Genomic DNA, 12,499 nt, shown 5'->3' on the forward strand with positions numbered 1-12,499 from the left:
CCGTTTGCGGAGCGCCTTAGAGAGATTATTGACGGGGATGGGGCGCTTTGATTTCTAACCGACCCAGTATTTATCTGGCTGGTCCACTGTTTTCTCCTCAAGAGCGCCAGTGGAATGTCCTATTGCGCGATAGCTTGACGGGGTTTGCGGACGTTTATCTTCCCCAAGAAGATGGCTCTCTACTCGTCGATCTCGTCGCAAGCGGAATGTCTTTGGAGGAGGCAAAAAGCTCCATTTTTTCTGCGGACATCCGCGCAATCGATCGATGCGATATTCTCATGATCGTTATGGACGGGCGGGTGATCGATGAAGGGGCGTGCTTTGAGCTGGGCTATGCTTACAGTCGCGGAAAGATTTGCGTTGGCATAAAAACAGACGTTCGATCTCTGCTTCCTGTCGGGGACAACCCGATGATCGATTGCGCACTCCGTAAGATATTTAGGGATATCGATTCTGCGTGTGATTGGATTCGACGCCGACAATGGGAGCAGCATTGAGCAACTCAGCGGCACTGGTCCTATTCTCCGGCGGCCAGGATTCCGCCACGGTTCTCGCGTGGGCTCTCAAGAATTATGAAAGGGTCGAAACGATCGGCTTTGATTACGGGCAGAAGCACGCTGTAGAGATGAAGCAGCGAGCCATTTTCCGCTCTCGTTTGGCTGATGAATTCCCTGAAATGGCCACCCGGCTCGGGCCGGACCATGTGGTTGCACTCGACCTTGCTGGTCAGATCGCAGGCAATATCGCGACGTACGACGTCTCCCGAAGTGAGATGCTCCTTCGGAAGAAGTATATCCCCGGGCGAAACCTCATAATGATGTCTTTGAGCGCAAGTGTAGCGTTCCGGAGGGGCATTGAGACACTCGCCTGCGGCGTCAGCGAGACTGAATATTCGGGTTATCCCGACTGTCGACGAAAGGCCATGAGCGCAATAGAAGCAGCGCTGAACGAAGCGACAGGTTTTTCATGGTCAGTACAATGCCCCCTGATGGAGCTAGACAAGGCCGGAGTCTGGAGGCTGTCGCGTGACCTTGGCGGCAGTGCCTTGCTCGAACTCATCAGGGAGGAGACGCATAGCTGCTACGAAGGGGCGAGAGAGAAGAGGCACTCATGGGGATACGGATGCACTCAGTGCGACGCTTGCCGCCTGCGAGAGAAGGGCTGGCGGGAATTCAGTGCGACCTCGGTGTAGCCAATTCAATCCTGTCGGAAAGTAGCGTAGAGGAATTTCGGAATAATAGCATTATGCACCTGTTTTGCCCGACGAGTCAAGCGGCGTCGTGACCTAGCGGCGCAAGCCGTTGATTCCCCACGCTCCGGCTACTGTGCATGGGGTTGTTTTGCAGGTTTCCGATTTGAAGGGCCGCCGCGAGAGCCGTCAGCTCTGCCGAAAGCCCATCCGGAAGGCGCCCCAGTGCTTGCCGCGGATCATGATCGGCGAGGACAAATCCTTCATCAGCACGAACTGCCCGCCGCCCATGTCGCGGCGATAGGTCTGGAGCAGGAACGGCCTTGTGTTGGCCGCGACCTTCTTCACCGCGCGATCGGTGAACAGGCGGCGGTTGCGGCAATTGGCGTTGTTCCAGACCGGGTCCTTGCCCTGCGGCAGGCGATAGTTCGGATTGTGGGTCGGAAGGTAGCCGCCCTTGGCCCAGGCGACGCAGAACACGATGCGGGGATCCGACTTCTGGATCGGGTCCTGGATCGCGGGCAGCACGCGATCGGTGAAGTCGACGTAAGCAGTGTTGTATTGCTTCGGATCGGTGCCGGGGATTTCCCGGTAATTCTCGTCCATGAGCTGGTCGAGCGTGATCTCGCCGCGGCCGATCGCGGCCTCGAATTCGTCCGAGATCCGCCTGGCGGTCTCGACGACGACACGGATCAGCGGCGCATCCGAGGTCTCCACGCCGCTGTCGGCGATCAAGGCGATCAGGCCTTCGGAGGTGTCGAGCAGCTTTGTCACGCGCTGATCCGCGTTCTTGAGATCGCGCGAGGACAGGTCGACGCCCTTCGCGAGCTCGTTGAGCTCGCTGATGACCGTGTCGCAGTGGCCGAGATTGGAGGTCGCCGCGCGCGTGACGCTGTCGATCTCAGCCTCCACCGAGGCAAAGCCCTGCTGGACCCGCGAGATGATGCCGGAGATCTGCTGGGCGCCTTCGCCGGCCGTCTTGGCGCGTTGCGAGGCGTCGCTGCTCTCGCCGATCAGGCCTTCGATCTGGCCGTCGAGATCGCGCACGGTGTCTGAGATCTGATGCGTGGCCTGGCGGGTGGCCTCCGCGAGGTTTTTGACCTCGCTTGCGACCACCGCGAAGCCGCGGCCGGCGTTGCCGGCGCGCGCCGCTTCGATGGTCGCATTCAGCGCGAGCAGGTTGGTTTGTTTCGCGATCGCCTCGATCGAGCCGGACACTTTCGCCACCTGCGCCAGCGCCGAGCCGACGGCGCTCAAGCGCGCCTCGATCCGTTCCACGGCCGCGACGAGCTCGGAGATGTGGCTGACCGCGGCGTCGACGGCCCCGCGCGACTGCGCGATCTCGCCGACTGCAGCTGACGTGGTCGACTGCACTGCTTGCGATGCGTTGGCGATGTCGTGGTTGGCCGAGACCATGGTCTCGGCGGTCTTCTGGAGATGATGGAACCGTTCCGACTGGTTGGCGACGCGGTTTGCGACTTCCTGGACGTTGCCGGCGATGTCGGCGAGCTCCACGCCAAGACCGCCGATGCGGTCGGCGAGCTGGTCGATCAGCCGTTCGGCCAGCGTCCGGTTCGATCCGGTGTCCATGACTGCAAGCTGGGCAAGGGACATGTACGGGCTTCCTCCAAGCGGAGCCGTTGATCGGCTCATCGCGGCATTCCCATTCCAATGCCGAGCTTAGATGATGATTCGCGCCCGGCGTCTTGCCTGAGCGTGCACTAGAGTTTGTAGGCAGTACGAAATCCGCCCCAGTGCCGGCCCTGCACGCGGATCGGAACGTCGATCTCGCGCATCATCACGGTGTTGCCATTGCCCATGTCGCGGGCGTAGCTCTGGACCAAATACGAGCGCAGGTTGTGTGCGGCTGCCAACCCCGCCGGATCGTTGAAGATCCGCCGGTTGCGGCTGTTGGCCATGTTCCAGGCCGCGTCGCCCGGCCGCTGCGGATGCGAATAGATCTTGTTGTGCACCGGCAGGAAGCCGTTGCGGTCGACCATGGCACAGAACGCCATGCGCGAGTCCTTGGCGAGAAAGGCTTCCTGGAACGGCGGCAGCGCGCGATCGGCCCAGTCCAGATATTTGGTGCGGTACTGCTGCGGATTGGTCCCGGCGATCTCGGCATAGTCGGTGTCGAAGAGGTCGTCGATTTTGACCTCGCCGCGCGCGACCGCCTGTTCGAAGATCCGGGTCAGCGCGGTGCCCGCTTCCATCGCGCGGGTGACGAACTCCGTGTTCTCCTCGTGGATCGACCAGAGCTGGTCTTCGATCTTCTCAGCCAGCTCGGCATTGGGGCTGACGAACTGTGCGCGGGCGCCGGCCTTGGACTGCTCGATGACGCGCAGGCGACAGGCGCCGACGTTTTCGAGCGTGCCCTCGACGACGGCCTGTGCGGCAAGCCGGCCCGCGTCAGCGCCGCCGATCAGCACGCCGTCCATCGAGATCTCATAGACCGGCATCACGCCGCGTGCCGTTTCGAATTTGAGATGGCAGGGCAGCCGCTCGGTCTTGCGGCGGTCGTCGTGTTCGCTCTGGCGCAGCAGCACCGCACAGCGCGATTTCAGCTTCTGCGCGAAAGTGGTGACGGCCTTGCCGGCGCTGGCGACGCTCTCGCCATGGGTCTCGGCGGCCTTGGTCGCGGCATCGATCTCGGCGGCGCTCTCGCCGACCGAGACGATGAAGTCCGAGGCGCTGGCGGCATTGCCGGAGACTTCGCTGGTGGTGGCGTTCTGCTCGGCGACCGCGCCGTTGACGGTCTCGAATACCGGGCGGATCGCCTCGATCGCCTGCGAGATGCGGTGCACGGCATCGGCTGAACCGGTGGCGTCGCGCTGGAGCGCGTCGATCTTCTTCGTGATTTCTTCCGTCGCGCCCTGGGTCTGCACTGCGAGCGCCTTCACTTCGGTGGCGACGACCGCAAAACCTTTGCCGGCGGCGCCCGCACGCGCGGCCTCGATGGTCGAGTTGAGCGCGAGCAACGTCGTCTGCCGCGCGATCTGCGCGATCAAATTGACGACGTTGCCGATGGCAGCGGAGGACTCGCGCAGGCGATTGACATTGGCACGGGCCTCCTGCGCCGCGGCGCTGGCCTCGTCGGCGAGCTTGCCGGCCGCGCGCACCTGCGCCCCGATGCCTTGCGCGGATTGGGTGAACTTGTCGGCGGCATGGGCGAAGGTGGAGGCGTTCGATTGCGCGGCGTTGGTGCGGCCGGTCAGGGCGTCGGTGCGGTCGCGGATGGCGGCAAGCGTGGTGGCGGTCGCCTCGGCGCCGCCAGCAACCGAATTGGCGGCGCGCTCGAGCTGGCGAATCATCGCACCGAGCTCGAGTTCCAGCAGTTCCAGGATTTCCCTGGCGGAATCGGCTTCGCCGGGGGCAGGCGCGGGGGCGACCGGCGCAGCCTGCGGGGCGGACGCCGGCGCGGCCGTCACCGGCTGACGCTTCCGAAATAATGCGAACGCCATCACGTCACTCTTGTCGGGGAACGGTCGGGCGCTATTTTCGCAGCCTGGAATGAAATCAGGGTTAACGGTGCCTCACTCTTGGGCATGGGGCACTACGGTGTTACCTTAAAGTCGTAGAGCCTCTTTCATTCCGGTGGGTTGGCGGCCTATAACGCCGCGCTTCCCACGCTCACCTTGGCGCACGATTCCTTTACGAGATCACGCATGGCCGGACATTCCCAATTCAAGAACATCATGCACCGCAAGGGGCGGCAGGATGCGCAGAAGTCAAAACTGTTCGGCAAGCTGGCGCGGGAAATCACCGTCGCGGCCAAGCTCGGCACGCCCGACCCCAACATGAACCCGCGCCTGCGCGCGGCCATCATCGCGGCGCGCCAGGAGAACATGCCGAAGGACAATATCGAGCGCGCCGTCAAGAAGGCGCTCGGCAATGACGGCGAGAACTATGACGAGATCCGCTACGAGGGCTATGGCCCCGGCGGCGTCGCCGTCATCGTCGAGGCCCTGACCGACAACCGCAACCGCGCCGCCTCCGACATCCGCTCCTTCTTCACCAAATCCGGCGGCAATCTCGGCGAAACCGGTTCGGTCTCCTTCATGTTCGACCGCACCGGCATCATCGAATACGACCGCAGCGTCGCCGATGACGATGCGGTGCTCGACGCCGCGATCGAGGCCGGCGCCGACGACGTGATCTCCGGCGAAGGCGGCCACGAGATCTACGCCTCGACCGAGGGCTATCGCGACGTCGCCAAGGCGCTGGAAGCCAAGTTCGGCGAGCCGCGCAAGGCCGCGCTGATCTGGAAGCCGCAGAACACGGTCGCGGTCGACGACGAGACCGGCGAGAAGCTGCTCAAGCTGATGGATCTGCTCAACGAGCACGACGACGTCCAGCACGTCTACGCCAATTTCGAGGTGTCGGACGCGCTGGTCGCGAAGATGGGCGGGTAGGGGCGCGGGACCTCCTTTCCCCGGGGACTTTTGTTCTGTTTCTGTTTCGCTATCATGGGCCAACCGCTATCACTGGCCCATGACCGCACTCCCGATTCGCCAACCCGTTCGCATCATCGGCATCGACCCCGGCCTGCGCCGCACCGGCTGGGGCGTGATCGAGGCCGAGGGCAATCGCCTGATCTACGTCGCCTGCGGCTCGGTGGAACCGCCGGATGATTTGCCGCTGGCGAGCCGGCTGCTCGGGATTCACGAGGGGCTCGCCGCCGTTCTGTCTGATCACAAGCCGATGGAAGCCGCGGTCGAGCAGACTTTCATCAACAAAGACGGCGCTGCGACGCTGAAGCTTGGCCAGGCCCGCGGCGTCGCCATGCTGGCGCCCGCAATGTTCGGCATCTCTGTCGCCGAATACGCACCGAACCAGGTCAAGAAGACCGTGGTCGGGGCCGGCCACGCCGACAAGCACCAGATCGCGATGATGCTGAAGATATTGCTGCCGAAAGCCGAGCCGCCGTCAGCCGATGCCGCCGACGCGCTCGCCATCGCCATCACCCACGCCCATCACCGCCAGAGCACGGCGCTTAGGCTGAGGGTGGTGGGGATATGATCGGCAAGCTCAAGGGTCTGATCGATTCCTACGGCGAGGATTTCGTCATCCTCGACGTCGGTGGTGTCGGCTACCAGGTGCACTGCTCGACGCGCACGCTGCAGCATCTGCCGTCGCCCGGCGAAGCGGCCGTGCTGTCGATCGAGACCTATGTCCGCGAGGACGCGATAAAGCTGTTCGGCTTCCGCACCGACCAGGAGCGCGAATGGTTTCGCCTGCTCCAGACCGTGCAGGGCGTCGGCGCCAAGGTCGCGCTGGCCGTGCTTGGCACGCTCGCGCCGTCGGACCTCGCCAATGCCATTGCGCTACGCGACAAGGCCGCGGTGGCGCGCACGCCCGGCGTCGGCCCCAAGGTCGCCGAGCGTATCGTCACCGAGTTGAAGGACAAGGCGCCGGCGTTTGCCAATGTCGATCCCGCCGTCGTGCATCTCGCCGGCGCCGTCGACGAGCAGCGTGCGCCACGGCCGGTGGCGGACGCGATTTCCGCGCTGGTCAATCTCGGTTACGGCCAGCCGCAAGCCGCCGCGGCTATCGCATCGGCATCGCGTAGTGCGGGTGAAGGCGCCGAGACCGCGCAGCTCATTCGGCTAGGCCTGAAGGAGCTCGCGAAGTGAGCGATCCCAAGGTCAATCGCGTGGTCACGCCCGAGCGCCGCTCCGACGATGTCGGCGACACCGCGCTGCGTCCGCAGTCGCTGTCCGATTTCGTCGGCCAGCAGCAGGCGCGCAAGAACCTGTCGATCTTCATCGAGGCCGCGCGCAAGCGTGGCGAGGCGCTGGATCACGTGCTGTTCGTCGGTCCGCCCGGCCTCGGCAAGACCACGTTGGCGCAGATCGTGGCGAAAGAGCTCGGCGTCGGCTTTCGCGCCACATCGGGTCCTGTCATCGCCAAGGCCGGCGACCTTGCCGCGCTGCTCACCAATCTCGAAGAGCGCGACGTGCTCTTCATCGACGAGATCCATCGCCTCAGTCCGGCGGTCGAAGAGGTGCTCTATCCCGCTATGGAGGATTTTCAGCTCGATCTCATCATCGGCGAGGGTCCGGCGGCGCGCTCGGTCAAGATCGAGCTGTCGAAATTCACCCTCGTCGGCGCCACCACGCGCGCCGGCCTTCTCACCAATCCCTTGCGTGATCGCTTCGGGATACCGGTCCGGCTCAACTTCTACACCATCGAGGAGCTGGAAAGCATCGTCACCCGCGGCGCGCGCGTGCTCAATGTCGGAATGAGCGCCGATGGCGCCAACGAGATCGCGCGCCGCGCCCGCGGCACGCCGCGCATCGCCGGGCGCTTGCTCAGGCGTGTGCGCGATTTTGCCTCTGCCGCCGATGCCGCCTCGATCGACCGCAAGATCGCCGACCACGCGCTGAGCGCGCTCGAGGTCGACGCCGCCGGCCTCGATGCAATGGACCGGCGCTACCTCACGACCATCGCGCAAAACTATGGCGGCGGCCCGGTCGGTGTCGAGACGATGGCGGCTGCGCTCTCCGAGCCGCGCGATGCGATCGAGGACATCATCGAACCCTATCTGATCCAGTGCGGCTATCTCCAGCGCACTCCGCGCGGCCGCCTGCTCACCGCGCACGCCTTCCGTCATCTCGGCATCGCCGAGCCCTCGCGCGATGCGGCGGCGCAGTTCGGCCTGTTCGGCACCGACGAGAGCGACGACTGATCCGGGCGAATGCCGGTCGGGCCTGCTGTCATGAATTTCCGGTAACCTTATGCAGACGGTCTGCACGCGGATGCTGGCCGTCTGCACGAACGCACCCCAATTCCGCTTGAATCGGGCCGCATCACGTAAGCACGTCACCATCGGGCTTCCATGATCACACGTCGTCATCTCATCCGTTCCATCGGCGCCCTGTCCGCCCTCGGCGTCTCGACAGCGGCCTATGGCGTCGGCGTCGAGCCAGTGCTGCGGCTCCGTGTCACCCGCTATCATCCGACGCCGCGGCAATGGCCGGCGGACCTTCCGCTGAAGATTGCCGTGATCGCCGACATCCATGCCTGCGATCCCTGGATGTCGCTGGAGCGGATCGAGGCGATCGTCGACCGCACCAACGCGCTGAAGCCTGACCTCATTGTTCTGCTTGGCGACTATGTTGCCGGCGTTCGCCGGGTCACGCGCATCATTCCGTCGAACGAATGGGCCAAGGTGCTGGCCGGCCTCAAGGCGCCCCTCGGCGTCCATGCCGTCATGGGCAACCATGATTATTGGGATGACCGGACCGTGCAGCAGGCCGGCCACGGGCCGACCATCGCGCATCGCGCACTGGAGGCGGCCGGCATTCCGGTCTACGAGAATGACGCCGTGCGCCTCACCAAGGATGGCCGCCCGTTCTGGCTTGCCGGCCTCGGCGACCAGCTCGCCTATTTCCCAGCATCGCGCTATCGCCACGTGCAACGGTTCGGCGCCGACGATCTCGCGGGCACGCTGGCGAAGGTCACCGACGACGCGCCGGTGATCCTGCTCGCCCACGAGCCCGACGTCGCGCTGCGCGTGCCTGCGCGCGTCGCGCTGCAACTGTCCGGCCACACCCATGGCGGCCAGATCCGCGTGCTCGGCTGGTCGCCGGCCGTTTCGCCGAAGCACGGCATCCGGCTCGCCTATGGTCACTTCCGGCTGAAATGCGACCTCATCGTTTCCGGCGGCCTCGGTTGCAGCATCATGCCCGTCCGCTTCGGGGTGCCGCCGGAGATCGTCGAGGTGACGCTGGGGGGAACGGGGTTGGCGGTATCGTAAGGCATGGAAAGTCACATCAAATGATGCTACATTTGATGCAGAGGTGCCGCCATGAGAACCACAATCGCTATAGACGACGAGCTTTTCGCCAAGGCGCAGGAGTTTGCGGGCGTCAGTGAAAAGTCGGCTGTTGTCAGGGAAGCCTTGAAGGCATTCGTCGAGAGGGAGGCCGCTCGCCGCCTCGCGCGGATGGGAGGTACTGAGCCTCGTGCCAAGGCTCCGCCACGCCGCCGGCCCAAATGAAAGTCCTGGCGGACACGTCAATCTGGGTCGATCACTTCCGTCGTGCAGACGCGCGTTTGGCCGACCTCCTCGATCGTGGAGATATTGTCACTCATCCGTTCGTGATCGGCGAATTGCTCCTGGGGGGGATGCCAAGGACGTCAGATATGCTTGATGATTTGAACACTCTTCCAAAGGCGACAATTGCCAACAACGACGAAGTCCTGGATTTCATCGTCAAGCGAAAGCTGGCCGGGCTGGGCATCGGATACGTCGATGCCCACTTGTTGGCGTCAACAATGTTGACGACCGAAGCCTCGATCTGGACACACGATAAGCGATTGCTGGCGGCAGCCCGGTCGTTGAAATTGGTTGCGGATTTCCAATGAGTGCCTTGATGTCCCATCTGGACGGCGAGATCCGCGACGGCCGCCACCATATGCAAGTCCGCGTCTACTACGAGGACACGGATTTCTCCGGCATCGTCTATCACGCCAATTATCTGCGCTACATGGAGCGCGGGCGCACCAATCATCTGCGGCTGATGGGCGCCGAGCAGCAGGCGCTGTTCGAGCAGGCCGAGACGGAAGATTCCGGCTTCGCCTTCGTGGTGCGCTCGATGCATCTGGATTTTTTGAAGCCGGCGCGAATGGACGACGTGCTCGATGTCGTGACCTGGCCGACCGCGGTGAAGGGCGCCTCGATCATGCTGTCACAGGAGGTGCGGCGTGGTGAGGACGTGCTGGTGAAAGCCGAGGTGCGCGTCGCCTTCATCAGCGGCGGCCGCGCCCAGCCGATCCCTAAATCGATCCGCACGCTGATGAAGGCCGATTTGATTTCCTGATCGCCCGATAAGTGATCGCCTGATTTGCGATGGCCTATCGACTCCACCAATCGCGGCGATAGATTGCGGCCCAACCAACCGATGAGGCCAATCATGTCGCGCCCGCCGCTTCCGCCTTTCACCCGTGAGACCGCCGCGCAAAAGGCGCGCATGGCCGAGGACGCCTGGAATTCGCGCGATCCTGTGCGCGTCTCGCTCGCCTATACCGAGGACAGCCGCTGGCGCAACCGCTCGGAAGTGTTTCAGGGCCGCGAGGCCATCGTCGCCTTCCTCACCCGCAAATGGGAGAAGGAACAGGAGTATCGCCTGATCAAGGACCTCTGGGCCTTCGACGGCAACCGCATCGCGGTGCGCTTCCAGTACGAATGGCACGATGCCAGCGGCCAGTGGTATCGCTCCTACGGCAACGAGCAGTGGGAGTTCGACGAGCACGGCCTGATGCGGCGGCGCGAGGCGTCGATCAACGATATCGCGATTGCGGAGAAGGATCGCCGGTTTCACTGGGCGGCGCCAGGGCCGCGGCCGGCGGATGTTCCGGGGCTGGGGACGGAGCCGTTCTGAGGTGTTTCTTCTCCCTCTCCCCGTTCTTACGGGGCCGCGACGAGCTTCGCTCGCGCTGGGAGGATTGGGGTGAGGGGCCGCTTCCGCAAAAATAGTGACAGTGAGACTCGCGGAGAGTCCCCCCCTCACCCGGATTGCATCTGCGATGCAATCCGACCTCTCCCCGCAAGCGGGGCGAGGTGAAGTCAGCGCCTCGCCAGAAACCGCGTGATCGCGCCACCGAGCTTGGCGTTGTCCATCGGTTCGGACAGCGACGCCCGCGCCGCGGCGACGACATCCTCCGGCGCCTTGCCGTCGCGGAGCTCGCAGCACACTTCCGCAAACCCGACGTCAAACTCCGGATGCGGCTGCACGGTCAGCGTCGCGCCATTAGCGTAGAGCAGCCCGGCATGCGGGGTGAATTCGGATGAGAGGATCGTCAGCGCATCACCAGGCGGATCGATCACCTGGTCCTGATGTGAGGCGGCGATAGCGACCGCATCGCCCTCGACGACGCCGTTCTCCGGCAGCACCTGATAGACGTGCCGGCCGATGCCCCAGCCCTTCTCGGACTTGCGCACGGTGCCACCGAGCGCCTGCGCGATCAGCTGATGGCCGAAACAGATTCCGACCATCGGCGTCTTGTTCGCGTAAGCGGTGCGCACGAAATCTTCCAGCGGCGCGATCCAGTCGAGCCCGTCATAGACGCCGGCGGCGGCGCCGGTGATCAGCACGGCCTCCAGCTTGCCCGGATCGGGGAGTGCATCGCCATTCGGGATGCTGACCACGTCGACCGTGGCCGTCGGGTCCTCGGCGCGGACCATGCGTTCGAACATGTCCGGGAACGAGCCGTGCTGCTCGCGATATTTCGGTGGGACCTGTCCGGTCTCGATGATGGTGATGCGTGCCATGTGCTCCCCGGTCAAAACGATTGCGAAGCCTAGTCGCTTTCTGCCCCATGTTGCTGGTGCGGCGCTGTGCGCTCCAGCAGCGCGCTTTCCTTGCGCACCTCGTTGAGAAAGGCCTTGGCGAGGCGCGACAGCGGCTCGGCTTCCGACCATAGCATATAGGCAACCGCACGCGTCGTCGGCGTGAACGGCCGGACGACGAGACCGTGGCCCCCGTTCTGCCGCGGCGAGAAGGGATCGACCACGGCGGCGCCAACGCCGGCGCTGGCGAGCACGCAGGCCGTGTTGCAGTAGCGCACCTCGACGGTCGGCCGGAACGGCGCACCGGCGCGGGCAAAGCTGTCGCGCACGGCCTCGCCAAGCCGGGTGCCGCGCTCGAGCCCGATGAAGGGCATGCCGGACAGATCGGCGGCCGAGATCACCGGCTTGCCTGCGAGCGGATGCTGCGGCGGGAGCACGCAGACCATCTCGCCGGTGTGCACGACTTCATGCGCGATGCCGGGATGATGCGTCAGCCCGAGCGCGAAACCGAGCTCGGCGACGCGGCTCAGTACGCCCTCGATAATGCCCTCATAGCGACGCACGTCGAAGAACACCCGTGTCTCCGGGCGGCGGCGCAGGAAGCCCGACAGCGCCGAGGGGATGATGCTGTAGGCGAGCGGCGGCGTCGCCACGAGCGCGAGATGCCCGGACCGGTTCTCGCGCAGATCGCGCACGCGGCTTTCGAGTTTTGCGTGCAGCGCGAAGATCGCCTCGCTCTCCTTGTAGAGCGCCATTGCTTCGGCGGTCGGAAACAGCCGATTGTTGACGCGCTCGAACAGCGCAAAGCCCGCCTGCGCTTCCATCGTCTTCAGCGCGTTGCTGACCGCGGGCTGCGACAGCGCCAGTTCGTCCGCCGCAGCCACTGTGGTGCGATGGCGGATGACGGCACGCAGGATTTCGAGCTGACGCAGGTTCATATCACTGCCGATTATACTCTGGGCCAAAACATCATAGCAGAACGAATTGATTTTACAGCCCTGCTTCAGCGTAATGGC

Annotated in this window: 15 protein-coding genes; 11 read left to right on the forward strand and 4 right to left on the reverse strand. The window is 64.2% G+C overall.

The features are described 5' to 3' along the window. The first annotated feature begins 47 nt into the window (after nucleotides 1-47). Nucleotides 48-497, forward strand: a complete 450-nt coding sequence (locus tag B5V03_RS35825) for a nucleoside 2-deoxyribosyltransferase (RefSeq protein WP_129275090.1) — start codon at nucleotides 48-50, stop codon at nucleotides 495-497. Beyond that, nucleotides 494-1,192 carry a 7-cyano-7-deazaguanine synthase QueC gene (queC, locus tag B5V03_RS35830; protein WP_245502448.1) on the forward strand — a complete coding sequence of 233 codons (699 nt, stop codon included), beginning with the start codon at nucleotides 494-496 and terminating at the stop codon, nucleotides 1,190-1,192. Before B5V03_RS35825 ends, queC begins: the two co-directional genes overlap by 4 nt. A 186-nt stretch (nucleotides 1,193-1,378) precedes the next feature. On the opposite strand, the gene B5V03_RS35835 is transcribed toward queC, so the two are convergent. Together B5V03_RS35835 and B5V03_RS35840 are read right to left on the reverse strand one after the other, a co-directional pair. Continuing rightward, a complete protein-coding gene (locus B5V03_RS35835; protein ID WP_129275092.1) occupies nucleotides 1,379-2,803 on the reverse strand; it encodes a methyl-accepting chemotaxis protein in 1,425 nt (474 codons plus the stop codon). Between the two features lie 107 nt (nucleotides 2,804-2,910). Continuing rightward, entirely contained in the window at nucleotides 2,911-4,650 is a 1,740-nt protein-coding gene (locus B5V03_RS35840; protein WP_129275093.1) for a methyl-accepting chemotaxis protein, read from the reverse strand. Between the two features lie 204 nt (nucleotides 4,651-4,854). Here B5V03_RS35840 and B5V03_RS35845 point away from each other — a divergent pair, with 204 nt between their 5' ends. From B5V03_RS35845 to B5V03_RS35885, 9 genes are all read left to right on the forward strand, one after another. Continuing rightward, entirely contained in the window at nucleotides 4,855-5,601 is a 747-nt protein-coding gene (locus B5V03_RS35845) for a YebC/PmpR family DNA-binding transcriptional regulator (RefSeq protein WP_129275094.1), read from the forward strand. Between the two features lie 79 nt (nucleotides 5,602-5,680). Continuing rightward, a complete protein-coding gene (gene ruvC, locus B5V03_RS35850) occupies nucleotides 5,681-6,208 on the forward strand; it encodes a crossover junction endodeoxyribonuclease RuvC (protein WP_129275095.1) in 528 nt (175 codons plus the stop codon). Then, the gene (gene ruvA, locus B5V03_RS35855; RefSeq protein ID WP_129275096.1) at nucleotides 6,205-6,822 is read left to right on the forward strand and encodes a Holliday junction branch migration protein RuvA; all 618 of its coding nucleotides are present in this window, start codon (nucleotides 6,205-6,207) and stop codon (nucleotides 6,820-6,822) included. Before ruvC ends, ruvA begins: the two co-directional genes overlap by 4 nt. Next, on the forward strand, nucleotides 6,819-7,877 hold the full coding sequence (gene ruvB / locus B5V03_RS35860) for a Holliday junction branch migration DNA helicase RuvB (RefSeq protein WP_129275097.1): 1,059 nt from the start codon (nucleotides 6,819-6,821) through the stop codon (nucleotides 7,875-7,877). Before ruvA ends, ruvB begins: the two co-directional genes overlap by 4 nt. Before the next feature lie 150 nt (nucleotides 7,878-8,027). Next, nucleotides 8,028-8,948, forward strand: coding sequence for a metallophosphoesterase (locus B5V03_RS35865; RefSeq protein WP_129275098.1), 921 nt, complete (start codon nucleotides 8,028-8,030; stop codon nucleotides 8,946-8,948). Nucleotides 8,949-8,999: 51 nt separating this feature from the next. After that, nucleotides 9,000-9,191, forward strand: coding sequence for a type II toxin-antitoxin system VapB family antitoxin (locus B5V03_RS35870; protein ID WP_129275099.1), 192 nt, complete (start codon nucleotides 9,000-9,002; stop codon nucleotides 9,189-9,191). Further along, a complete protein-coding gene (locus B5V03_RS35875; protein ID WP_129275100.1) occupies nucleotides 9,188-9,559 on the forward strand; it encodes a type II toxin-antitoxin system VapC family toxin in 372 nt (123 codons plus the stop codon). Before B5V03_RS35870 ends, B5V03_RS35875 begins: the two co-directional genes overlap by 4 nt. A 50-nt stretch (nucleotides 9,560-9,609) precedes the next feature. Then, nucleotides 9,610-10,014 (forward strand): tol-pal system-associated acyl-CoA thioesterase, encoded by a 405-nt coding sequence (ybgC, locus tag B5V03_RS35880; RefSeq protein WP_245502466.1) that lies wholly within the window; start codon nucleotides 9,610-9,612, stop codon nucleotides 10,012-10,014. Between the two features lie 93 nt (nucleotides 10,015-10,107). Next, nucleotides 10,108-10,575 carry a DUF1348 family protein gene (locus B5V03_RS35885; protein WP_129275102.1) on the forward strand — a complete coding sequence of 156 codons (468 nt, stop codon included), beginning with the start codon at nucleotides 10,108-10,110 and terminating at the stop codon, nucleotides 10,573-10,575. Between the two features lie 185 nt (nucleotides 10,576-10,760). Here the strand turns inward: B5V03_RS35885 and B5V03_RS35890 are convergent, their stop codons facing one another. Continuing rightward, nucleotides 10,761-11,465 carry a type 1 glutamine amidotransferase gene (locus tag B5V03_RS35890; RefSeq protein WP_129275103.1) on the reverse strand — a complete coding sequence of 235 codons (705 nt, stop codon included), beginning with the start codon at nucleotides 11,463-11,465 and terminating at the stop codon, nucleotides 10,761-10,763. A gap of 29 nt (nucleotides 11,466-11,494) precedes the next feature. After that, entirely contained in the window at nucleotides 11,495-12,421 is a 927-nt protein-coding gene (locus B5V03_RS35895) for a LysR family transcriptional regulator (RefSeq protein WP_129275104.1), read from the reverse strand. Nucleotides 12,422-12,499: the final 78 nt, after the last annotated feature.

Source organism: Bradyrhizobium betae, from assembly GCF_004123905.1.
Lineage (GTDB): Bacteria > Pseudomonadota > Alphaproteobacteria > Rhizobiales > Xanthobacteraceae > Bradyrhizobium > Bradyrhizobium betae_A.